21 protein-coding genes and 1 tRNA gene are annotated in these 23,150 nt (G+C 72.2%); 3 read left to right on the top strand and 19 right to left on the bottom strand.

The genetic code is table 11. The features are described from left to right. Positions 1-28 precede the first annotated feature (28 nt). From Aiant_RS25325 to eno, 15 genes are all read right to left on the bottom strand, one after another. Positions 29-907, bottom strand: a complete 879-nt coding sequence (locus tag Aiant_RS25325) for a Bax inhibitor-1/YccA family protein (RefSeq protein ID WP_189329326.1) — start codon at positions 905-907, stop codon at positions 29-31. Positions 908-1,119: 212 nt separating this feature from the next. Continuing rightward, positions 1,120-1,202 (bottom strand) — tRNA-Leu (locus tag Aiant_RS25320). A 55-nt stretch (positions 1,203-1,257) separates the two neighbouring features. After that, a complete protein-coding gene (locus Aiant_RS25315) occupies positions 1,258-2,628 on the bottom strand; it encodes an NAD(P)/FAD-dependent oxidoreductase (RefSeq protein WP_189329325.1) in 1,371 nt (456 codons plus the stop codon). Between the two features lie 98 nt (positions 2,629-2,726). Then, positions 2,727-3,290, bottom strand: coding sequence for a hypothetical protein (locus tag Aiant_RS25310; protein ID WP_189329324.1), 564 nt, complete (start codon positions 3,288-3,290; stop codon positions 2,727-2,729). A gap of 1 nt (position 3,291) precedes the next feature. After that, positions 3,292-4,596, bottom strand: a complete 1,305-nt coding sequence (locus tag Aiant_RS25305; RefSeq protein ID WP_189329323.1) for a DUF58 domain-containing protein — start codon at positions 4,594-4,596, stop codon at positions 3,292-3,294. Further along, positions 4,589-5,590 (bottom strand): AAA family ATPase, encoded by a 1,002-nt coding sequence (locus tag Aiant_RS25300; protein ID WP_189329322.1) that lies wholly within the window; start codon positions 5,588-5,590, stop codon positions 4,589-4,591. Before Aiant_RS25300 ends, Aiant_RS25305 begins: the two co-directional genes overlap by 8 nt. Before the next feature lie 13 nt (positions 5,591-5,603). After that, positions 5,604-6,179 (bottom strand): hypothetical protein, encoded by a 576-nt coding sequence (locus tag Aiant_RS25295; RefSeq protein ID WP_189329321.1) that lies wholly within the window; start codon positions 6,177-6,179, stop codon positions 5,604-5,606. Then, complete coding sequence (locus Aiant_RS25290) at positions 6,176-6,868, bottom strand: DUF4129 domain-containing protein (RefSeq protein WP_189329320.1); 693 nt, start codon at positions 6,866-6,868, stop codon at positions 6,176-6,178. The genes Aiant_RS25295 and Aiant_RS25290 overlap by 4 nt, the downstream gene beginning before the upstream one ends. A 51-nt stretch (positions 6,869-6,919) precedes the next feature. Then, positions 6,920-7,672: a uracil-DNA glycosylase gene (locus tag Aiant_RS25285; RefSeq protein ID WP_189329319.1), complete on the bottom strand. Its 753-nt coding sequence runs from the start codon at positions 7,670-7,672 to the stop codon at positions 6,920-6,922. A gap of 70 nt (positions 7,673-7,742) precedes the next feature. Continuing rightward, the gene (locus Aiant_RS25280; RefSeq protein WP_189329318.1) at positions 7,743-8,150 is read right to left on the bottom strand and encodes an LppU/SCO3897 family protein; all 408 of its coding nucleotides are present in this window, start codon (positions 8,148-8,150) and stop codon (positions 7,743-7,745) included. Between the two features lie 364 nt (positions 8,151-8,514). After that, complete coding sequence (locus Aiant_RS25275) at positions 8,515-9,444, bottom strand: Ppx/GppA phosphatase family protein (RefSeq protein WP_189329317.1); 930 nt, start codon at positions 9,442-9,444, stop codon at positions 8,515-8,517. After that, the gene (locus tag Aiant_RS25270) at positions 9,441-9,935 is read right to left on the bottom strand and encodes an amino-acid N-acetyltransferase (protein ID WP_189329316.1); all 495 of its coding nucleotides are present in this window, start codon (positions 9,933-9,935) and stop codon (positions 9,441-9,443) included. The genes Aiant_RS25275 and Aiant_RS25270 overlap by 4 nt, the downstream gene beginning before the upstream one ends. Further along, a complete protein-coding gene (locus tag Aiant_RS25265; protein WP_189329315.1) occupies positions 9,929-10,429 on the bottom strand; it encodes a DUF501 domain-containing protein in 501 nt (166 codons plus the stop codon). The genes Aiant_RS25270 and Aiant_RS25265 overlap by 7 nt, the downstream gene beginning before the upstream one ends. Further along, entirely contained in the window at positions 10,429-11,025 is a 597-nt protein-coding gene (locus Aiant_RS25260; RefSeq protein WP_189329314.1) for an FtsB family cell division protein, read from the bottom strand. Before Aiant_RS25260 ends, Aiant_RS25265 begins: the two co-directional genes overlap by 1 nt. Before the next feature lie 90 nt (positions 11,026-11,115). After that, on the bottom strand, positions 11,116-12,399 hold the full coding sequence (gene eno, locus Aiant_RS25255) for a phosphopyruvate hydratase (RefSeq protein ID WP_189329313.1): 1,284 nt from the start codon (positions 12,397-12,399) through the stop codon (positions 11,116-11,118). A gap of 217 nt (positions 12,400-12,616) precedes the next feature. On the opposite strand from eno, the gene Aiant_RS25250 reads away from it, so the two are divergent. Beyond that, the gene (locus Aiant_RS25250; RefSeq protein ID WP_189329312.1) at positions 12,617-13,246 is read left to right on the top strand and encodes a hypothetical protein; all 630 of its coding nucleotides are present in this window, start codon (positions 12,617-12,619) and stop codon (positions 13,244-13,246) included. A gap of 50 nt (positions 13,247-13,296) precedes the next feature. Beyond that, positions 13,297-13,968, top strand: coding sequence for a hypothetical protein (locus tag Aiant_RS25245; RefSeq protein ID WP_189329311.1), 672 nt, complete (start codon positions 13,297-13,299; stop codon positions 13,966-13,968). Between the two features lie 118 nt (positions 13,969-14,086). Here Aiant_RS25245 and Aiant_RS25240 read toward each other — a convergent pair whose 3' ends face one another. The 4 genes from Aiant_RS25240 to mfd are packed head-to-tail and all read right to left on the bottom strand — an operon-like array spanning position 14,087 to position 21,141. Further along, entirely contained in the window at positions 14,087-15,703 is a 1,617-nt protein-coding gene (locus tag Aiant_RS25240) for a DUF885 domain-containing protein (protein ID WP_189329310.1), read from the bottom strand. Between the two features lie 10 nt (positions 15,704-15,713). Further along, positions 15,714-16,673 carry a nucleoside triphosphate pyrophosphohydrolase gene (locus Aiant_RS25235; protein ID WP_189329309.1) on the bottom strand — a complete coding sequence of 320 codons (960 nt, stop codon included), beginning with the start codon at positions 16,671-16,673 and terminating at the stop codon, positions 15,714-15,716. After that, entirely contained in the window at positions 16,670-17,500 is an 831-nt protein-coding gene (locus tag Aiant_RS25230) for a hypothetical protein (RefSeq protein ID WP_189329308.1), read from the bottom strand. The genes Aiant_RS25235 and Aiant_RS25230 overlap by 4 nt, the downstream gene beginning before the upstream one ends. Before the next feature lie 32 nt (positions 17,501-17,532). Beyond that, a complete protein-coding gene (gene mfd / locus Aiant_RS25225) occupies positions 17,533-21,141 on the bottom strand; it encodes a transcription-repair coupling factor (RefSeq protein ID WP_189329307.1) in 3,609 nt (1,202 codons plus the stop codon). 179 nt (positions 21,142-21,320) lie between these two features. Between mfd and Aiant_RS25220 the strand changes: the two genes are divergently transcribed. Further along, positions 21,321-23,105: an enoyl-CoA hydratase-related protein gene (locus Aiant_RS25220; RefSeq protein ID WP_189329306.1), complete on the top strand. Its 1,785-nt coding sequence runs from the start codon at positions 21,321-21,323 to the stop codon at positions 23,103-23,105. The last annotated feature ends 45 nt before the right edge of the window (positions 23,106-23,150 follow it).

Raw genomic sequence — 23,150 nt, 5'->3', positions numbered from 1 at the left:
TTGCGAGGTGGTGACTCCTGACGAACCGTCAGTCGTCGCCCTGGAGATAGCTGAGCAGGCGCAGGATCTCGATGTAGAGCCAGACCAGGCCGACCAGGATGCCGAAGGCCGCGGTCCACGAGTAGCGACGCGGGAGGCCGGCGCGGACACCCTCCTCGATCTCGTTGAAGTTCAGGATGAAGCTCAGCGAGGCGACCACGATGCAGACCAGGCTGAAGATGTAGCCCAGCGGGCCGTTGTCGCGCAGGCCGGTGTTGACGTCGAAGATCGCCAGCACGAAATTGATCAGCATGACCATGAAGAGACCGGCCATCACCGAGATCATGATGCGCTGGAATTTCGGCGTGGCGCGGATGACCCGGGCCTTGTAGAGCGCCGCCATCAGGAAGAAGACGCCGAAGGTGGCGACCACCGCCTGCAGGACGATGCCGTCGTAACCGAAGATGTTCTCGAACGCCTTGCTGACCATGCCGACGAAGACGCCCTCGACCACCGCGTAGGCGATGACGAGCGCCGGGTTGGCGATCCGCATGAACGAGATGATCAGGCCGAGCACCAGGCCGACCATCGCGGCGCCGATCCAGGCGACACCGGTCAGCTCGAGCGGGATCAGGTTCCACGCGGCGATCGCGGAGGTGCCGGTGATGCCCAGCAGGGTGACCGTCTTGACCACGACGTCGTCGATGGTCATCGGCTGCACGGAGGGCGGGGCCGCGTAACCATCAGCAGTCGGGTACGCCTGACCGTAAGCGGGCTGGCCGTAGCCCGGCGCGCCGTAGCCCGGCTGGCCGTAACCCGGCTGACCGTAACCCGCGTGCCCGGCCGGCCCGTGTGGCCCGTACCCGGCCGTCCGCTCCCGCTCGGCCGCCTGGCCGAGGCGCGAGAGCACCGGGTTAGAAGTCTTCACTGTGTCCAGCCTCCCTTGAGGGTTCGGCACAACAATGCCTGTCGCTCCAGGGTAAGCGCTGTACGCCGACAGTGCCGCTCTCGGAAGCTGTGAGCAGGCTGAAAATGACAGGTGTCATGGGTGCCCGGGAACAGACGGTGGTAACCGCGCGAGCACAAACGCCCACAAAGCAAAACGGCCGCGACGTCCGTCGCGACCGCTTCGTTCATCCGTGCCCGGGGCGGGTCTCGAACCCGCACGCCTGTGAGGGCAGCCGCTTTTAAGGCGGCCGTGTCTGCCATTCCACCACCCGGGCGGGGCCTGCGAACACCGTAGCTGGTGCCACCCGGGCGGTGGGAACGGCCTTGCCGTCAGCGGGTCGAGCCGACCTTGTCGGGCGACTTCTCCTCCGCCTTCGGCTTCGGCGCCACCGGCGGGGTCACCTCCAGGAACTCCTCACGCGGCGCGTGCAGCTGGCCGAGCGCCACGGTCTCCCGCTTGAGCACGAAGGCCAGCACCCAGTCGGCGAGCACCCGCACCTTGCGGTTGAACGACGGGATCCGGCTGACGTGGTAGAAGCGGTGCATCAGCCACGCCGGGTAGCCCTTGACCTTGATGCCGTAGACGTGCGCGACACCCTTGTTGATGCCCAGGCCGGCGACGCCGCCGACGTGCTTGTGCCGGTACTCCTTCGGCGCGCCGCCGAGGACCACCTGAGCGATGTTGTCGGCGAGCACCTTGGCCTGCCGGACCGCGTGCTGGGCGCTCGGCGAGCACCAGCCACCCGGGTTGGTCAGGTCGGGGACCTGCGCGCAGTCACCGGCCGACCAGGCGCCCTCGAGCACCTCGCCCTCCAGCGTGGCGACCTGCAGGGTCGGCAGGCAGTTGACGTGCCCGCGCGGGCCCAGCGGCAGGTCGGTGTGCTGAAGCATCGGCGACGGCTTGACACCGGCCGTCCAGACCAGGGTCTCGGCGCGGAACGAGTCACCGTCGGAGAGCTCGATCTGGCCGTCGACACACGAGTTGAGGAAGGTGTCGAGGCGCAGGTCGATGCCGCGGGCGGCGAGCTGACGGGCGGCGTAGGCGCCCATCTCCGGACCGACCTCGGGGAGGATCCGGTTGGTCGCCTCGACCAGGATGAAGTGGACCTCCTTCGGGTCCAGCTCCGGGTAGTACTTCAGCGCGTCGGCGACCACGTCCTGCATCTCGGCGAGCGCCTCGATGCCGGCGAAGCCACCACCGACGAAGACGAAGTTCAGCGAGGCCTTGCGCACCTCGGGGTCCGGCGTCACGGCGGCGACGTCGAGCCGGTCGAGGATGTGGTTACGCAGGTAGATGGCCTCACCGATGGTCTTGAGACCGATACCGATCTCGCTGAGGCCGGGGATGGGAAGGGTCCGTGAGACCGAGCCGGGCGCGACGATGATGTGGTCGTACGCCATCTCGTAGGAGGGTCCGTCGATCGGCTGGATGGTCACGGTCTTGCTGGCGTGCTCGACCTTGGTGACCTCACCGGAAACGATGCGGCACTTCTTCAACTCACGACGCAGCGGCACAACGGCGTGGCGCGGCGAGATGCTACCGGCCGCTGCCTCGGGCAGGAACGGCTGATAGGTCATGTGCGGGACGGGGTCGATGACAACGACCTCGGCGTGGTTCCGGTTCAGCTTCTTGGACAGGCGTAGGGCCGTGTACAGCCCGACATGACCTGCACCTACGACGACTATGCGCGGCGGATTCACGCCCCTATTCTCGCGCGCGACGGGCTGTTCATGCGTCGTTCTGTGACCATCGCAACCTTGAAAGTCAAGTGTCGAAGGCCACATAAAGTCCCCGGAATTCAACTCCGCCTGGTAAGGCGAACCAAAATAATCGTCACACCCGTCGCAGCAGCCAATCCCACCAATGTGGCCAATTGGAACGCTTCTCCATCAAGGTCCGCGGTGAGCCCCAGAGCCAGCACCGTCACCACCGCCGAGATCAGCACGACGATCAGCGCGCGGCCCAGCCAGAGGCCGGGCACGTCGAGGTTGACGACCGAGTCGTACGGCAGGACGGCGGCCAGGGCGGTCAGCGTGTGACCGAGATAAAGCAGGGTGGCCAGGCTCAGCACCCGCCACAGGGCGACCCGGGAGTCGTACCCGGCGGTGTCGATGATCCAGCCGCCGACCGTCACGAGCGCGGCGAACGTGGCGCCACGGCCGCGCGGGGCGACCGCCGGCCAGATCGCGATCACCAGCAGGATCACGACGAACTGGCTGGCCAGCAACTCGGTCGGCCACGCCACCGCGGTGGCGAGCAGCGCACACAGCGCGACGCCGCCGCGGACCAGGAGCGGCAGCACGGTGGCCCGCCGCACCATGGTCGGTATCCGGCTGAGCCGGCGGAACAGCGTGGTCAGCACGTCAGCGCCCCCTCGGCGCGGCGGCCATCCGGGCCACGTCGCGCAACACCAGGTCGAGGCTGCCGGCGCCGGCCCAGGAGACCACCGGCACGCCGTGCTCACGCAGGCGGCCCAGCACGTTCTCCCGTTCCAGCCGCCAGAGCCGGGTGCCGAGCGGGCTCCACTGGTTGCGGACCGGCGGGGCGGCGTCGGGGGGCAGCGTGTCGACCGCGACCACGAACCGGCCCGCCTGGGTGAGCTGGGCCAGCATGTCGGCGGCCCGCGGGTCGATCAGCGGGGTGAGCACCACGACCAGCGCGGAGGTGGAGATCTGGTGCGAGCCGAGGGCCGGCTCGTACTCCTCGTCGACCGGGTCGGCGTGCACGTCGAGCAGCCACTCCAGGACGGTCAGGTACTGCCGGCGGCCGGACGCGGCACGCAACCGGCGGGCGGTGGCGCCGTACTCCAGCAGCGAGACCCGGTCACCGCGGTGCAGGTAGTGCTCGCTGATCGCGGCGGCGGCCCGGACCGTGGTGTCCAGCACCGACGAGGTGCCACCCACGCCGCCGGAGAGGCCGACCTCGCCGAGCAGATCGAGCAGGATCAGCACCTCGGCGTCCCGGTCCGAGAGGGTGGACGCCACGTGCAGGTCGCGGGTGCGCAGCGACACCCGCCAGTCGATGCGCCGCAGCCGGTCGCCGGGCGCGAACTGCCGGACACCGGCCAGCTCGCCGCCCTCGCCGAGCCGCCGCGAGCGGTGCGCGCCGACCAGGCCGGCCGCGGCCGGCATCGCCTCGGTGGCCTTGAACGGCTCGGTGATCGGGTAGACCCGGACGCCGTGCGCCGGGGTGACCACCGGGCGGCAGGAGAGCAGCCCGCCGCAGGCGGCCGCGGCGGCGGCCGCCGGGCCGACGTCCTGCCGGCCCCAGCGCAGCGCCTCGCCGGGCAGGTCGATGGCGGCCCAGCCGTCCGACGGGACGGTGATCGCGAACGGCCGGTCGGCGTGCTCCAGGCGCAGCCACGGCGACGTCTTGGTGCGGACCACGACCAGGTCGTAGCCGAGCGCGTCCGGGTTGGCCACGGTCAGGCCGGCCTGCACCGCGCCGCCCTCGACCAGGTACGCCTCGTCGGCCGTGATGGTCACCTCGGGCACCGACTGCGGGATGCGGCGCAGGTTCAGCGCCGCGCCGATCGCGAACGGGGCGGCCAGCAGCACCAGATCGACCCGGCCGAGCGCCACCCCGAGCAGCAGGAACAGGCCGGTGAGCAGCACCGAGCGGCCGAGCGCCCGGGTCGGCACCCAGCTCGGAGCGACCGGTTCAGTCATGCCGCGCGTACGTGGGGAGCGCCCCGCTGGCCGGGGCCGGCACCGCGCTGAGCACCTCCTGCACCACGAACGCCGGGTTCACCTGGCGCAGCCACATCTCCGGGCGCAGCGTGATCCGGTGGGCCAGGGCCGGCACCGCGACGTCCTTCACGTCCTCCGGCACCACGTAGTCCCGGCCGGACATCGCCGCCCGGGCGCGAGCCAGCAGCAGCAGCGCGAGCGAGCCGCGCGGGGACGAGCCGACCAGCACCGCGGTGTGCTCGCGGGTGGCCGCGGCCAGCGACACGATGTACCGGCCGATCGAGTCCTCGACCGTCACCGACTCCAGCGCCGCCTGCATCACCTGGAGCGTCCGCGAGTCCACCACCGGGGCGAGCTGGGCCTCCTCCTGGCGCCGGGACATCCGGCGGCGCATGACCTCCCACTCCTCCTCGGCGGTCGGGTAACCGAACGACACCCGGAGCAGGAACCGGTCGAGCTGGGCCTCGGGCAACGGGTACGTGCCCTCGTACTCGATCGGGTTGGCGGTGGCCAGCACGTGGAACGGCGGGTCCAGGCGATAGGTCACGCCTTCCACCGACACCTGCTTCTCCTGCATCGCCTCGAGCAGGGCGGACTGGGTCTTCGGCGGCGTCCGGTTGATCTCGTCGGCCAGCAGCATGTTGGTGAAGACCGGGCCGGCCCGGAACGCGAAGTCACCCTTGCGCTGGTCGTAGAGGAACGAGCCGGTGACGTCGGCCGGCAGCAGGTCGGGGGTGAACTGCAGGCGGCGGAAGTCGAGCCCGAGCGCCTGGGCGAAGGACCGGGCGGTCAGCGTCTTGCCCAGGCCTGGCAGGTCCTCCAGCAGGACGTGCCCGCCGGCCAGGATGCCGGCCAGCACCAGCTCGAGGGCCTCCCGCTTGCCGACCACGACGCTGTTCACCGCGTCGAGGACCGCACCGGCCAGCCGCCCCACCTCGTACGGGGGAAGAGCCTGCACGCCTTGCTGCGTCACCGGCGCACCTTTCTCACAGTCGTTCCATCGCTTGCACGTACGTCTCCAGGTCCCGCGTCTTGAGCCCGCGCCGGCCGGGGTCGGCGAGCACCGCCCAGGCCTGTTCGCCGAGCAGTTCCCGGGCGCGACGCGGATCGCTGGTCCGGGTCAGGCCGTGGCGCAGCCGCAGCCGCTCGTCGGCGATCTCACCGAGCACCGGCAGAACGTTACGCGCATAGGTGTCCGGGTCGGAGTGCGCCTTGTCCAGTGTCCGCTCCCAGCGGCGCACGGTGGCCCGCAGCGAGTCGGTGGCCCGGGCCGAGCCGCCGCCGGCGCCCGCGCCGCCCTTACCGCGTTTCGGCGGACGGACCGCCGCGGCCGCGATGGTGACCAGGCGCAGTCCGGCGATCAGGGCGATCACCAGCAGCAGCGGGGCGCGCACCGAGCCGGCCCGCAGCGCGGCCACCACGACCACGGTGGCCGCGGCGACCAGGACCACGTTGCCGACGATCCGGGCGGCCGGCGAGCGCCGCCGGCGCATCCGCGGCGCGGTCTCCCTCGCCGGCGCGCCACCGTCGGAGAACAGTCCGCTGAGCCCCTCATCGCTCATGTCAGCGCCCCCAGGTCGGCCCGCAAGCGCTCCAGCGCGTACCGGGCCTGCTGGCGCATCCGGTCGTCGACGGCGTGCGTGGCATACCGCGCCTCCCGGTACACCTCCATGAGCGCGGCCAGCACGGTCGCGTCCACCTGCTGCTCGGCGAGCAACCGGCCGACCAGGTCGGTGGGGCTGTCGCCGGGGTGCCGCGGGGTGCCGGCCGCGGCGGCCGCCTGCTCCAGGCGCACCCAGCAGGCGATCACCGCGCGGCGCGGGTCGCGGTCGGTGTCGGAGAGCTCCTCCAGGCCCGCGTCCAGCGCGGCGACCAGGTCCTCGGCGGTCTGCCCGGCGCGGCGCGGGACACGGCGGCCGGTCCGGTTCCTCCGCCGGCGGCCGGCGTCGCGGATCAGCGCCCAGGAGAGCACGACCACCATGACGACGACCAGGATCACCAGGATCACGGTGGTCGCGGTGCCGATCCAGTCCGGCAGTCCCTGGGCGGGCTCGGCCTGCGGCGGCGCGCTCTGCTCCAGCGTCGGGTGCTGGGTCGGCGGCAGCAGCGGCGCCTGGGTGGGCGTCGCGGTGGTCCGCGGGGTGATCCGGTCCAGCTGCGGCGCGGACCGGGTGGCGGCCAGCGAGAGCACGAAGAGCAGCCCGATGACGGCGGCCAGCGGCCACCAACGGCGCACGATCATGAGGTCCATGCGGGCGGTTTCAGATCCGTGACTCGAGGAGGGAACCGGACAGGTCTCGCATCATGCCAGGCCCGCCAGATCCTTCGCACGGGTGAACACCTCGTCGAGCATGGCGGGGGTGAGCCGTCCGGTGAAGGTGTTCTGCTGGCTGACGTGGAAGCAGCCCAGCACCGGGGGCACGCCGGGCAGGTGCACCTCGGCGCCGTGCCCGAATTTCGGACGGGGGACGGGCGGGCTCACGGCGTACGCGAATCGCATTGCCGGCCACCAGGCGGCCCAGGCGAACGCGCCCAGCGTGACCACAGCCTTCAGGGTGGGTTTGATGAGCGTCAGCTCACGCTGGAACCAGGGCGCGCACGTGTCGCGCTCCTCCGGGGTGGGTTTGTTGTCCGGCGGCGCGCAGCGGACCGCCGCGAAGATCCGGGTGTGCCGCAACGCCAGGCCGTCGTCGGCGGCGACGCTGGTCGGCTGGTTGGCCAGGCCGGCCCGGTGCAGGGCGGCGAAGAGCACGTCACCGGAGCGGTCGCCGGTGAAGATCCGGCCGGTCCGGTTGCCGCCGTGCGCGGCGGGCGCGAGGCCGAGGATGCCGATCGAGGCGTCGGCCGGGCCGAAGCCGGGCACCGGGCGCCCCCAGTACTGCTGGTCACGGAACGCGGCGCGTTTCACGGTGGCGACGTCGGTGCGCCACGCGACCAGGCGGGGACAGGCGAAACAATCCGCGACGCGGGCGTCGAGCGCGGTCAGCGAGGCGGCCGCGGCCGCCTGTGCGGCAACCCCTTCTGGGGTACGCGGTGAGCCCTCGGACGGTTGCACCGGACCAGAATGCCACCGGGGGTGGCACGCCGTGACGACGCACCACCCCCGGGGACCTCCGCGAGGTGCCTTACTTGGTCTTCACGCAGAGCAGGTAGCCCTTGCCCTTGTCGCTGGAGAGCACGGCGCCCTCCTCGCCCTCCTTGAAGAACTTGTCACACGCGGTGCTGTTCACGTCGCTGACGCCGTCGACGCGGCCGATCACGGTGAACTTGGCGTCCGACGAGGAGCACTCGACGATCTTGGCGTCGGTGTCCGACGCCTCGTCCTTGAGCGCGCTGTTCACCGAGATGCAGTCGCCGACCTTGGCGTCCTCGGTCGGGTCCGAGGCGAGCGCGGTGCGCAGGCCGAACTTCAGCCCGGCGATCACGATGATCACGGCGATCACGCCGAGGATGCTGAGCACCTTCTTGCCGGCCGACTTCTTCGGCGCGGCCGGCGGCATGCCGGGGGGCGGGCGGGAAGCCCGGGGCGCCACCGGCCGGCGGGAAGCCCGTGGCGCCGGGGGCCGGCGGGTAACCGGGAGCGCCGGCGTTCGGCGGCGGGAAGGCCTGGCCGCCGGGGGCGGGCGGGACGTTCGCGCCGTACGGGTTCGGCTCGACCGGGTTCGACATTGTCGCTTCCTTTCACGCACGATCGATGCCCGATCGCTTGGCAGGCGAGGATAACGACCCGCCGATGGATCGCGCGACCCCACTTCACCTGCGGTTATCGACGATCACAGAACGCGCCCTGAGACTTTCCTGGGAAAATGACGCAGGGTGCCCCTCCCGCAACACGGGGGTGACGAAAAGTGGCCGAACCGGCAATCCGGCCCGCCCGTTCGGGGGAGGTCCGGTGCGTCAGACGGCCAGACCGAAAGCGATCCCGTCGAGGATGTCGTGCTCCGAGGCGATCACCGTCTGATGGCCGGAGCGCTCCATGACGACGCGCATGATCAGCGCCCCACCGCCGATCACATCGGCCCGGCCCGGGTGCATCACCGGCAGCGCCCGCCGCTGCTCGACCGTCATCCGCAGCAGCTCGTCGGTGACCCGGCTGACCTCGTCCCGGCTGACCCGGCTGTGGTGGATGCGGGCCGAGTCGTACTCGGGCAGGTCGTGCGCCAGGGCCGCGACGGTGGCGACCGTGCCGGCCAGGCCGACCAGGGTGCGCGCCGCCCGGCCGGAGACGGCCGCCAGGGCGGTGTCCACGGCCGCCGTGACGTCCTTCTCGGCCGCCGCGAGCTCGTCCGCGGCCGGCGGGTCGCCGTGCAGGTGCCGCTCGGTCATCCGGACGCAGCCGATGTCCATCGAGATCGCCCGCTCGACGGTGTCCGTGCCGGTGACGAACTCGGTGGAGCCACCGCCCAGGTCGAAGACCAGGTAGGGGCCGGGGGCGTCGAGCCCCTTGACGGCGCCGAGGAAGGAGAGGGTGGCCTCCTCCTCGCCGGTGATCACCTCGGGGTCGATGCCGAGCACGCCGCGCACCATGTCCCGGAAGTCCTGCGCGTTCGACGCGTCCCGGGAGGCCGAGGTGGCGCACATCCGGGTCCGCCGGACGCCGGCGGCGGCGATCTCCGCGGCGTAGTCCGCGAGCGCGGCCCGGGTCCGCTCGATCGCGGCAGGCGACAGCATCCCGGTACGGTCCACGCCCTCGCCCAGCCGGACGATCTCCATCCGGCGGCTGACGTCGGTCAGCCGGTCACCGTCGACGTCGGCGATCAGCAGGCGGATCGCGTTCGTCCCGCAGTCGATGGCGGCGACCCGCACGGGTACGGCGCCCGCCTTCATAGGTGCAGCAGCATTCGCTTGTTCCCCAGCGTGTTCGGCTTGACCCGCTCCAGGTCCAGGAACTCGGCGACGCCCTCGTCGTAGGAGCGCAGCAGCTGCTCGTAGACGGCGTGCGGCACCGGCGCCCCGTCGATCTCGGTGAACCCGAAGGAGCCGAAGAACCCGGTCTCGAAGGTGAGGCAGAAGACTCGGCGTACGCCCAACTCGCGCGCCTGGTCGAGAAGCGCCGCGACGATCTTGTGGCCGATCTTGTGACCGCGCTTGTCCGGGTGCACCGCGACGGTGCGAATCTCGGCCAGGTCCTCCCACATCACGTGCAGGGCACCGCAGCCGGTGACCGTGCCGTCCTCGTCGGCCGCCACCCAGAACTCCTGGACCGACTCGTAGAGGGTGACCGTCGCCTTGCTGAGCAGCCGCCGGTCCGTGGTGTACGTGTCGACCAGGGCACGGATCGCCTTGACGTCCCCGGTCCGGGCGCGGCGGATCAGCATTCGTCGCGCTTGACGCAGGGGCCCTCGGCCCACCACGGCTCGACGGCGTCGCGCACCTCGTCGCCGAACGGGTTCACCCCGCGGCCGGCCGCGAGCGCGTGCCCGAGGTGCACGTGCAGGCACTTCACCCGGTCCGGCATGCCGCCGGCCGAGATGTCGTGGATCTCCGGCACGTCGTCGATCGCCTGGCGGCGGTCCAGGTAGTCCTGGTGCGCCCGGGCGTAGTGCGCGGCCAGCTCCGGGTCGGTGCTCAGCCGCTCCTGCATGTCGCGCATCACGCCGGCCGACTCCAGCCGGGAGCAGGCGGCGGTGGCGTGCGGGCAGGTCAGGTAATACATGGTCGGGAACGGCGTGCCGTCGTCCAGCCGGGGCGAGGTCTCCACCACGTCCGGGTTGCCGCACGGGCAGCGGTGCGCGATCGCCCGGGTGCCGCGGGGGCGGCGGCCGAGCTGGGCCGCCACGATGTCGAGGTCGGCGGGGGTCGGTGCTTCCATCAGTTCGAGGGCTCCGCGTTGGCGGCTTGGACGCTGTGCCACAGCGTGTCGTACCAGCGGTCGGGAGCGGCCGCCGGGGATTTCTGATCGGACTCACGGGCCGCGGCGTCCGGGTCGGAATAGACCCGCAGCGGCGTCTCACCGGGGCGCACGAAGAAGTTCTGCTCCCGGGCCTGGATCCGGATGTAGTCGTCGTCTCGCCATTTCGCCAGTTCCTTGCGGGTCTCGGCGATCTTGGCCGCTTGGGCGGACTGCGCTTGCTCCATCTCCGCGATCTGCGCCTCCTGCTGCAAATAGACCCGCAGCGGGTAGGTGTAGGCCAGAGCGAGGACCACGAAGATCGCGAGAAGCACGGTGGCGCGGCTGGTCAGCGAGCGTGGGCGGGGCGCGGCGGTGCGCTTGGCGGCCGGGCCGCCGGACTGCGACGTGCGCCGGGAGCCGGCCGGCCGGGCGGTGCGCGACGGGACCCGGACGGTCGGGCGGGCCTCGGTCCGGATCGGACCGGTCGCCCGGGTCCGGGACGTGCCGGGACGGCCGCTCGCGCCACCCGTGCGGCGGGACGGGCCCTGACCGCTCGGCATGCGCCGCTGCGTCATCTCACCCCTCCCCCCGCTCGATGCGACCGTCACGGATTGTGGCACCCGCCGGCGGGTGGGTGCCACACTCCATGATCTGCCGGTCCGGTGTTACGCGACCCGGTAACGCGGGAACGCGCCCGCACCGGCGTACCGGGCGGCGCTCTCCAGCTGCTCCTCGATGCGCAGGAGCTGGTTGTACTTGGCGACGCGGTCCGAGCGGGCCGGGGCGCCGGTCTTGATCTGGCCCGAGCCGACCGCGACGGCCAGGTCGGCGATCGTGGTGTCCTCGGTCTCACCGGAGCGGTGCGACATCATCGTCTTGAAGCCGGCCCGGTGGGCCAGGTCCACGGCGTCCAGGGTCTCGGTCAGCGAGCCGATCTGGTTCACCTTGACCAGGACCGCGTTGCCGGCTGCCTCGGCGATGCCGCGCGCGATGCGCTGCGGGTTGGTGACGAACAGGTCGTCGCCGACGATCTGGATCTTGTTGCCGAGCTGCTCGGTGAGCGAGCTCCAGCCGGCCCAGTCGTCCTCGGCCAGCGGGTCCTCGATGGAGACGATCGGGTAGTCGGCGGCGAGCTTCGCGTAGTAGGCGATCATCTCGTCGGTCGACTTCGGCGAGCCCTCGAAGACGTACGCCCCGTCGGAGTAGAACTCGGTCGCGGCGACGTCCATGGCCAGCACGATGTCGCTGCCCAGGGAGAAGCCGGCGGCCTGGACGGCCTCGGCGATCAGGTCCAGCGCGGCGGCGTTGGCCGGCAGGTTCGGCGCGAAGCCACCCTCGTCGCCCAGGCCGGTGGAGAGGCCCTTCTTCTTCAGCACCGACTTGAGCGCGTGGTAGACCTCGGCGCCGGTGCGCAGGGCCTCGCGGAAGGTCGGGGCACCGATCGGGGCGATCATGAACTCCTGCACGTCGACGTTCGAGTCGGCGTGGGCGCCACCGTTGACGATGTTCATCATCGGGACCGGCAGGACGGCGGCGTTCGGGCCACCGACGTAACGGAACAGCGGGAGCTCGGCGGAGAGCGCGGCGGCCTTGGCGACCGCGAGGGAGACGCCCAGGATCGCGTTGGCGCCCAGCTCCGACTTGGTGTCGGTGCCGTCCAGGTCGAGCATCTTCTGGTCGATCAGGCGCTGCTCGCTCGCCTCGTAACCGATCAGCTCGTCGGCGATCTTGTCCTCGATGTTGGCGACGGCCTTCTCCACGCCCTTGCCGAGGTAACGGCCCTTGTCGCCGTCGCGCAGCTCGAGCGCCTCGAACGCGCCGGTGGAGGCGCCGGACGGGACCGCCGCGCGGCCGACCGTGCCGTCGTCCAGACCGACCTCGACCTCGACGGTCGGGTTGCCCCGGGAATCCAGGATCTCGCGGGCGACGATCGCTTCAATGGTGGCCATTTGTGGTGTCGCTCCCTAAGCGTTGTACGAATACCGTTTCGGTCCGCGACCCTGCGGGCCGACCACGCCTCTGAGCGTATCGAGCCCACCTGTCGCATGTTCGCCCGGCCGGTCAACTTCACCGGCCGGTATGCGATGGAGTTCGTCGTCCCGCCGGCCAACTTCACCGGCCGGTATGCCTCAAAACCGCGGCCCGCCTGCCGAAACAGGGGGCACTATGAGCAGCAGCCTGTTTCCCGAGGACGGCTCACGCATCGAGATGGAGGCCGGGGGCGAAACCCACCCCGGTGTCCGTGTCGTGGCCGCCTCCGCCGCGGCCGTGACCGTCTCGCTCCCCCGTGCCCAGGTGCCGCTCGCCGGCGCCACGGTGACCCTGCGCTGGTCGGCCGCGCCCCGGGGCCGGTTCGTGGTGTCCGCCGCGGTCGCCGCGGTCGACGAGAACCGGGCCGAGTTGCGGCTGATCGGCGAGCCGCAGATCAGCCAGAGCCGGCTCTACGTGCGCGGCGGCGGCGGTGAGCCGGTCGTGATGACCCGGCCGGACCTGCCGGACGCGATCGGCTGGATCCACGACATCAGCGAGCGCTCGGTACGCGCCCACTTCACCGACGTCGAGGTGCGACCCGGCCACGAGGTGGCGTTGCAGGTGCAGCTCGGGCCGGACGTGGTGGACCTGACCGGCACCGTGATCAAGGCCAGCGCGATGCGCCAGCAGGTGCCGGTACGCGGGCCGCTCTCGGTGGAGATGGTGGCGCTGTACGACCCGGAGGAGTGGCAGGCGAAGATCATTCGCCGTTATGTCATGCGGTATCAGCTCCTGATGCGCACCAAAACGGCGGAGTCCGCCTGAACAAAACGATTGTCTTCGTCGTTTCATTGATCGCCGGATATCGTTTGCGCGTGGCCGCGGGGGTGCACCAGGGTGTGACCGTGGCCCGCCGTCGTTCGCTGAATGGATTACTGGCCGCGGGCGCGCTGCTCGCCGTGACGGCCTGCACCGGCATCGATCCGGCCGGCGCCGCCGGGGTCGGTCCGGCCGACGCGGTGGCCACGCTCGCCGGTCAGCTCGCCGACTCCGCCACGGCGACCTACACGGCGACGTACCGCCTGGCCGGGGGCGACACCGCCACGGTGGTCCGGGCCCAGGACCCGGCGCGGACGGTGTATCGCTGGCCCGCCGGCCGCCTCATCGTCAGCCCGGCCGACACGACCCGCTGCGACACCCGGGCCTGCGTGATCACCGCGAAGGCGGATCCGCAGCTGCCCCCGGCCTCCGGGCTGATCACGCCGGAGGCGGTCGCCACGATGCTGCGCTCGGCCGAGGCCGACCCGGCGCTGACCATCGCTCAGCGGGACACCACGATCGCCCAGCGGCACGCGTCCTGCGTCCGGTGGGGCGGGCCGTCCGGTTTCGAGGCCTGCGTGACCGGCGACGGAACGCTGGCCGCTTTCAGTGGCACCGTGGCCGGGACGAGGCTGGAGGTCACGCTCACCGACCTCACCTCCACCGCTGATCCCCGCGGCTTCCAGCTCCCGCCCGGCGTTCCGGTGCTCGACCATCGGTCCAGGTGATCGCCTTCCTTTCCGGCTCGAGGCTTTCCCGGCTCCCGATCACCACCCTGCCCCGGCGGCTCGCCCGGCACGAGATGCCATAGGTCCCGACCGGCCCGCCGGTCGGGCACCCTGTCTCTCAGACGCCGAGCAGCGCCCGGAGGTGGCGGGGCGGCGGGGAGCCGTGCGCCAGCATCGCGTCGTGCCAGGCTTTCGGCGTCGCGCCGAAGGGCCGGGCCGCGGCGAGCGCGGACACCTCCGTGTAGCCGACGAAGTAGGTGGAGAGCTGCGTCGAGGTCAGCAGGGCCCGCCGCCACTTGCCGGCCGCCTCGCCCTCCTCCTGGAAACCGCGCTCGGTCATCAGCGCCATCGCCTCGGCCTCGGCCAGCCCGTCGCAGTGCACCAGCTGGTCGATGATCGCGTTCAGACTCATCCGGAGCTGCATCTTGAGCTGCTGGAGTTTCACCGCCGGGCCGCCGAAGCCGAGGCCGGCCATCAGCTCCTCGGTGTAGACCGCCCACCCCTCGACGAACGGGCCGGACCAGCCGAGCGCCCGCACCTTGCTGCTCCCCCGGAACCGCCGGGCGTGCGCCAGCTGGAGGAAGTGCCCGGGCATCGCCTCGTGCACGGTGAGATTCCGGATCATCTCGTGGTTGTACTCCCGGTAGAAGCTGCGGACGCGCTCGGCGGGCCAGCTCGACGGGGCCGGGGAGATGCAGTAGAACGTCGGCACGTCGGCGGTCTCCAGCGGGCCGGGCGGATCGCAATAGGCCACCGCGACGCCGCGGGCGAACTCCGGCATCTCCTCGATCACGCACGGGTCGTCCACCAGCGACACCACGTCGTGCTCCCGGACGAACGCGGTCGCCTCGTCCATCGTCAGCTTGGCCAGGCCGACGATCGTGTCGTTGTCCGGATGCCGCTCGGCGATGGTGTCCAGCGCCCGGCGCACGGTCGCGTCGTCGGCCGGGCCGCCCACCAGCTCGGCGGCGAGGGTGCGCAGCTCGCCACCGACCCGGTCGAGATTGGCCTGGGCGCGGGCGAGCACCTCGGCCGCCGAGAGCTCGGTGTCCAGGGTGTGCCAGAGCCGCGCCTCCCACAGGCGGCGGCCGAGCCGGGGGTCGCGGCCGGGCTCGCCGCTCTCCAGCCGGCCGCGCAGCCAGCCGTCGAACTCACCGAGCGCCGCCAGCGCGGCGTCGGCGGCCGGCTGGACCGTCTCGCGCAGCCCGGGCTCCTGGGCGAGCAGCACCGGCACCTCGTCGCGGATCAGCCCCGCGGTGCCGGCGAACTGGCCGGCCGCCGTCTCGGCGTGCACCCGTGGCACGCCGCGCAACACCGACCGGGCGGTGGCCAGCGCGTCGGGCAGCGCGGCGAGCCGGCCGCGCAGGCTCTCCAGCCGCTCGGCGGCCGGCGCGAACGGCCGGGACAGCAGGCCGTGCAGCAGCGGGCCGGGGTTGTGCTCCAACGGGTTCCACTCGTGCTCGCGGACGTCGGTGAGCTCGAACAGCCCGCGCTCCACCTGGGCGGTGAGGATGGCGTGGTCGACCTGCTCCTCGGGGTCGAGCGCGTCGGCGTCGATCCCGCTGAGCGCGTCGGCCGCGTCGCGCAGCATGGCGACCCGGGCCTGCACCGCGCCGGCGGAATGGTCGGGCAGGCGATCGTCGAAGCGATGATCGCCTGCGTAGAGAGCCGTCACGGGGTCGCTCTCCAGCAGAGCGTCGGCGATGCGGTCGGCGAGCGGCACAAACTCGGGCATGCCGAGAAAACTACTCGGCGGGTCCGACAATTTCCGCCGCACGCACGGCTTCGGCGTACGCCAAAGTGGCCCGCCGCAATTCGGCCTCCGGATCCCGGCCCGCCGCACGCGCCTCGGCGACCAGCCGCAACAGCGCCGGACCGAGGTCGTCATCGGCCGGCAGCGGCACCTCCACCCCGCCCCGGCCGGCCCGTTGCAGGACCTTGGCTGCCAGCGCCAGGGCCGGCTGGCTCAGCGCCACCCCGTCCAGGACGGACTCCCGCGCCTTCTCCTCGCGCTTGATCCGCTCCCAGTTGGCGGTGATCTCCTCGATGTCCTCGACCCGCTGTCCCGCGAAGACGTGCGGGTTGCGCCGCACCATCTTCTCCACCAGGGTCCCGGCGACGTCGTCGACGTTCCACGCCCGCCCGTCCGGCAGCTCCTCGGCGAGCCGGGCGTGCAGCACGATCTGGAGCAGCACGTCGCCCAGCTCCTCGCGGAGCTCGTCCAGGTCGCCGCGCTCGATCGCGTCGTACGCCTCGTAGCTCTCCTCCAGCAGGTAGGGCGCGAGGGTGCGATGGCTCTGCGCCCGTTTCCACGGGTCGCCGCCGGGCGAGAGCAGCCGGTCCATCACCGCGACCGCGTCCAGCAGCCGGGCGCCGGGCGGGTCCCAGGAGCCGTACATCAGCTCCAGCTCGGCCAGGCCGGGCTCGCGGGCCAGGCGCAGGCCGAGCTGGCGGGCGAACGGCTGGTCGCCGTGCGGACCGGCCAGCCAGACCGCGAGCGGGGCGGCGCCGATCGCGTCGAGCAGCCCCTGCGCGTCGGTGTCCAGCACGGTGACCGGCACGCCGGCCGCCCGCAGCGCCACCGCCTGCTCGGAGTCGGCCGCGGCGAACACCGGGCCGGAGCGCACGGTGTCCCACGCCTCCGCGGTGAGCAACCCCGCCGGCAGGCGCGGCGAGGTGACCAGCAGGACGATCCGGGTGCTCAAGAGAGGTCGGTGACCGGCAGGCCGGACCGCTGGTCGCCCAGGGGCGCGCCGACCAGGTCGAGCGCCGGCGCGTTCTGGAGCGGGTACGAGTAGGTGACGATCTCCATCGGCTGGTACCGCGGGTTGATCGTGATGTGCAGCGGCCCGGCCACCGAGGTGAGCTCGTTGCGCAGCGCCACGCCGTTCTTCAGGTCCTCGGTGAACTGGGCGTTCAGCCCGCTGCGGAAGGACTCGAAGGTGGTGCCGGGCCGGATCGCGTTCCGCTTCTCGGCGCGCTGGAAGACGTCTTTCAGGTCGGCGTCGCTGAGCGCGGCGGCGCCGGTCAGCGACTGCGAGACCAGGTATTGCAGGACCGCGTTCTGGGTGTAGAGCCGGACGTACTCGGTGGAGGCCGGCAGTCCGACGGCGGCGCCGGCCCGGTCGTACGCCAACTCGGCCGGGAGCGAGACGCTGTGCCGCTGGGCCAGCTGGTCGTACAGTTTCCGGCTGACCAGGACGCTGACCACGTCGGCCCGCTCGATCGGCATCCGGGTCGGCACCTGCGCGAGCGCGTCCTCGGCCGTCTTGACGTCCAGCTCGGTCGCCTGGCCGGTCGCCAGCTGCGCCTTCGCGTCGTCGACGGCTTTGCGCGCCTCGGCGAGCTTGGCCTCGGCGTCCGCGTCGAACGCCGCCCGGGCGTCGTCCCAGATGTCCTGCACCCGGCTCTCCGGGATCTGCGCGTCGCCGACATAGGCGGCGACGGTCGGGGCGGAACGGCAGGCGGACAGGCCGGCGATCGCAAGGGACGCGACGACGACCATGGATGCGAGTCGGCGGGTACGCTGCATGGTCAACACTGTCTCACGCACAATGTGATCCGTCACACGCGGGCCGGGACGGGCGCGTCGCCGAGCACGTCCTTGAGCAGCTGGGCGCACCACTGGAGCAGCTCCTGGTCGCGCAGCGGCTCGCCGCCGACCCGCCGGGTGCTCGGCCGCGGGACGCTGACCTGCTCGTTCGCCGCCTTGTAGACCGAGTCCGGGTGGTACCGCTTGAGCCTCAGCTGCTTGGAGTCGGGCAGGTCGAGCGGGGCGAACCGCAGATGCTTGCCCTGCATCGAGACGTCGGTCAGCCCGTACGCCCGGGCCAGCTGGCGGAACCGGGCCACCGCGATCAGGTTCACCACCGGGGCGGGCGGCTCGCCGTACCGGTCGGTCATCTCGGCGATGACCTCCTCCAGCCGGACGTTGTCCCGGGCCTCGGCGAGTTTCCGGTACATCTCCAGGCGTAGCCGCTCGACCGCGATGTAGTCGGTGGGCAGGTGCGCGTCGACCGGCAGGTCGATCTTGACCTCGGGCTCCTCCTCGGGGCGCTCGCCCTTGAACGCGCTGACCGCCTCGCCGACCATCCGCACGTACAGGTCGAAGCCGACGCCCTCGATGTGGCCGGACTGCTCGCCGCCGAGCAGGTTGCCGGCGCCGCGGATCTCCAGGTCCTTCATCGCCACGTACATCCCGGCGCCGAGCTCGGTGTGCTGGGCGATGGTGGCCAGCCGCTCGTGCGCGTGCTCGGTGAGCGGTTTGTCCCGGGGGTAGAGGAAGTACGCGTACGCCCGCTCCCGGCCCCGGCCGACCCGGCCGCGGATCTGGTGCAGCTGGGCCAGGCCGAGCAGGTCGGCGCGCTCCAGGATCAGCGTGTTGGCGTTCGGGATGTCGATGCCGGACTCGACGATCGTGGTGCAGACCAGGACGTCGAACTCCTTCTCCCAGAAGCCGACCATCACCTTCTCCAGCTGCTCCTCGCTCATCTGGCCGTGCGCCACCGCGACCCGCGCCTCGGGCACCAGCTCGCGCAGCTTGCGCGCCGCCCGGTCGATCGACTCGACCCGGTTGTGCAGGTAGAACACCTGGCCGTCGCGGAGCAGCTCGCGGTGGATGGCGGCGGCGACCTGCTTGTCGTCGTACGCCCCGACGTAGGTCAGCACGGGGTGCCGTTCCTCCGGCGGGGTCGCGATGGTGGACATCTCCCGGATGCCGGTGATCGCCATCTCCAGGGTCCGCGGGATCGGGGTGGCCGACATGGTCAGCACGTCCACCGACGCGCGCAGCGCCTTGAGCTGCTCCTTGTGCTCGACGCCGAACCGCTGCTCCTCGTCCACGATGATCAGGCCGAGGTTCTTGAACCGGGTCGACTTGGAGAGCAGCCGGTGCGTGCCGATCACGATGTCGGCGGTGCCGTCGCCGGCCTGCTCCAGGGTGAGCGCGGCCTCTTTCGGCGTCTGGAACCGGGACAGCTGCTTGATCTGCACCGGGAACTGGCTCATCCGCTCGGTGAACGTGTTGAAGTGCTGCTGGGCGAGCAGCGTGGTGGGCACCAGCACGGCCACCTGCTTGCCGTCCTGCACCGCCTTGAACGCCGCGCGCACCGCGATCTCGGTCTTGCCGTACCCGACGTCGCCGCAGATCAGCCGGTCCATCGGGGTCTGCAGCTCCATGTCGTGCTTGACCTCGTGGATGGCGGCCAGCTGGTCCGGGGTCTCGGTGTAGGGGAAGGCGTCCTCCAGCTCGCGCTGCCACGGCGTGTCCGGCCCGAAGGAGTGGCCCTTGGAGGCCTGGCGGGCCGCGTACAGCTGGATGAGCTGGGCGGCGATCTCCTTGACCGCCTTCTTCGCCCGGGCCTTGCTCTTCTGCCAGTCGGCGCCGCCCATCTTGTGCAGCGTGGGCTGCTCGCCGCCGACGTAGCGGGACAGCTGGTCGAGCTGGTCGGTGGGCACGTAGAGCCGGTCGCCGGGCTGGCCGCGCTTGGACGCGGCGTACTCGATCACCAGGTACTCCCGGTCGGCGCCGTTGACGGTGCGCTGCACCAGCTCGATGTAGCGGCCGATGCCGTGCTGCTCGTGCACGACGAAGTCGCCCATCTTGAGCTCGAGCGGGTCGATCGTGTTGCGCCGGCGGGCCGGCATCTTGCGCATGTCCTTCGTGGACGCGCCGCGGCCGCCGGAGATGTCGTTGCCGGTGATCACCGCGAGCCGGGACGCCTCGTCGACGAAGCCGTGGTTCAGCCCGCCGCAGGTGACCAGCAGCTGGCCGTCCTGGATCGGCGTGCTGATCGAGTCGGCCGGGGTGACCCCGAGACCGGCGTCGCGGAGCAGCTCGGTGGCCCGCTGCGCGGTGCCCTTGCCCTCGAAGACCAGCGCGATCGCCCACCCCGCGGCGGACCATTGGGACAGATCGCCGGCCAGGCGAGCCGTGTCGCCGTGATAGAGCGGAACGGGCTGAGCGGCCAGGGCGACCGCGTCACCGGAGTCCGGCGAGACCTCCACGGAAGGCGCGTCCTCCCACGGCAGCGGCTGCTCCGAGTCGGCCGTGGCCAGCCCGAACGGCGACAGGGTCCACCAGGGCTGATGCAGGGTCGCCGCGTGCGCGCGCACATCCGCCAGGCTGCGGAAGGCGACCGCGCCGACGTCGATCGGCGCCTCGCCACCGACGGCGGCCGCCGCCCAGGACGCCTCCAGGAACTCGTCGGAGGTCCGGGTGAGGTCGTGCGCCCGGGTCCGGATCCGCTCCGGGTCGCAGAGCAGCACGTGCGTCCCGGCCGGCATGCAGTCGATCAGCAACTCCATGCTGTCTGTGCCGTCCAGCAGGGCCGGGGCCAGCGACTCCATCCCCTCGACCGGGATGCCCTCGGCCAGCTTGTCGAGGATCTCGGCCAGCTCGGGGTGCCGCGCGCCGAGCGCCGCGGCCCGCTCCCGCACCGCGGGCGTGAGCAGCAGCTCCCGGCAGGGCGGTGCCCAGAGGCGCTCCACCTGCTCGATCGTCCGCTGGTCGGCGACCGCGAAGGTGCGGATCTCCTCCACCTCGTCGCCCCAGAACTCCACTCGGGACGGATGCTCGTCGGTGGGCGGGAAGACGTCCAGGATGCCGCCGCGGACCGCGAACTCGCCGCGCTTGGTGACCAGGTCGACCCGGGCGTAGGCCATGTCGGACAGTCGGCGCGCGACGTCCTCCAGCCCCGCCTCGCGGCCGGTGACCAGCTCCACCGGCTCCAGGTCGCCGAGACCCTTGAGCTGCGGCTGGAGCAGCGACCGGACCGGCGCCACGACGACCTGCAAGGGCTGCTCGCCCGGGTGGGCCAGCCGGCGCAGCACGGCCAGCCGCTTGCCGACGGTGTCCGAGCGCGGCGACAACCGCTCGTGCGGCAGCGTCTCCCAGGACGGGTAGACCGCGACCCGGCCCGGCTCGAGCAGGCAGCCGAGCGCGTCGGCCAGGTCGTCCGCCTCGCGGGAGGTGGCGGTGACCGCGAGCACCGGGCGCTGGGCGCCGCCGACGTCGCCCGGACCGGCCACCGTGGCCACCACGAACGGGCGCAGCGAGACCGGCGCGGTCAGGTCCAGCGCGTCCGAGTCGACGAAGCCCTTGCGGGCCAGATCACGGGCTCGGGCGAGGCCGCGGTCGCGCAGGGCGGCCGGGAGCAGACCGGCGAGTTGCATGACGAAGACCCCCCGAGGGCACGACGAACAACCCCGGTCGCCCGGTGGGGCGGGGGTCTGTGTCACACAGCTTAGTCCGGCCCACCGACACTTCCCGCGGCGTGCGCCTTATCGCACCGCATGTCCGACATGCGGGCGACGGCCCGGCGAGACTTCCTGGCGGACCTAGGGGAGGCAACGTGCGGATCCTGCTGCTCGTCAGCGCGTTCAACGGCTTGAGCCAGCGGATCTGGTGCGCGCTGCGCGACGCCGGGCACCAGGTCGGCCTGGTGATCGCCGGGAACGACGAGCAGATGGCCGACGAGGTGCACGCCGCCGACCCGGAGCTGATCCTCTGCCCGTTCCTCAAGCACCGGGTGCCGGCCGCGATCTGGCAGCACCGGCGCACGGTGATCCTGCACCCCGGCCCGGTCGGCGACCGCGGGCCGTCCTCGCTGGACTGGGCGATCACCGAGGGCGCGCGGACCTGGGGCGTCACCGCGTTGCAGGCGGTCGAGGAGCTGGACGCCGGGCCGATCTGGGCGACCCGGACCTTCCCGGTGCCGGCCGCCCCGCCGCGCAAGTCCGCGCTCTACGCCGGCCCGGTCGCGGACGCGGCGCTGGAGTGCGCCCTCGAAGTGGTGGCCAAGGCCGCCGACCCGGCGTTCACGCCGGTTCCGGCGGAGAACGCGCCGACCCTGGCGCCCGGCGCGGGGCCCCGGCCGCTGATGCGGCAGTCCGACCGGGCCTTCGACTGGAGCGAGTCGACCGACACGATCCTGCGGCGGATCCGCGCCGCGGACGGCGCGCCGGGGGTGCTGACCGAGGTGGGCGGGCTGCCGGCGTACGTCTACGACGCGCACCGCGGCGTGGCCCGGAGCAGCCGGCCCGGCGCGCTGCTGAGCCGCCGCCAGGGCGCGGTGCTGGTGGCGACCGGGGACGGCAGCCTGTGGCTCGGTCACCTGCGTACCCGGGAGACCGGGATCAAGGTGCCGGCCACCACGGCGCTGGCCGAGCGGCTGCGCGGGGTGCCCAACTCGCCGCTCGCGGCGGAGCAGGAGCCGGAGGCGGCGCACACGTACCGGCAGATCCGCTACCGCCGCACCGGCGCGGTCGGCTGGCTGCACTTCGACTTCTACAACGGCGCGATGGCGCCCGGGCACTGCCGCCGCCTGCTGGCCGGGCTGCGGCACGCGGCCGCGCAGGACACCCGGGTGCTGGTGCTGCGCGGCGGGACCGAGGCGTTCAGCAACGGCATCCACCTCAACGTGATCGAGGTGGCACCGGACCCGGCCGGCGCCGCGTGGGCGAACATCCGGGCGATCAACGAGGTGTGCCGGGAGATCATCACCTGCACCCGGCAGGTGGTGGTGGCCGCCTACGCGGGCAACGCCGGGGCCGGCGGGGTGATGCTCGGGCTGGGCGCCGACGTGGTCGCGGCCCGGGACGGGATCGTCCTGAACCCGTACTACGACATCGGGCTGTACGGCTCCGAGCTGCACACCTTCACCCTGCCGCGGCGGGTCGGCGCAGATCGCGCCCAGCGGCTGGTCGACGAGAAGCTGCCGGTGAGCACCGCCCAGGCGGTCCGGATCGGCCTGGTCGACGAGGTCGGGCCGCGGCACCCGGAGGCGTACGCGCAGTGGCTCGCTCTGCTGGCCGAGCGGCACGCGGACCCGCGGACCGCACGGAAGCGACGGGCCGCGAAGGCGCGGCGGCTCGCGGCCGAGCGGGTGCCGCTGGAGGTGTACGAGACCCGCGAACTCGCCGAGATGAGCCGGGACATCTTCGGGGACCGGTCCGGTTTCGCGGCGGCCCGGCGCGCGTTCGTCACCAAGGCCGGGACCGGGGGGACGCCGCGCAAGCTGCTCCTGGCCGGGAACACCGGACCGGTGATCGGCGCGCGACCGCGTCCGGGCAACGCCGGGCCGGGCGACCGGCGGGTCCCCGTGACGGTGCGTCCCGCGGTCCCGGTGACCGCCTGACCGGGCGTACCGAAAATCGGTCTTGATCTTGATGATGGCCGGACC

Source organism: Actinoplanes ianthinogenes (assembly GCF_018324205.1).
Lineage (GTDB): Bacteria > Actinomycetota > Actinomycetes > Mycobacteriales > Micromonosporaceae > Actinoplanes > Actinoplanes ianthinogenes.
The sequence above is the reverse complement of the archived record's forward strand: the minus strand, read 5'-3'. Positions and strand labels throughout refer to the sequence as shown.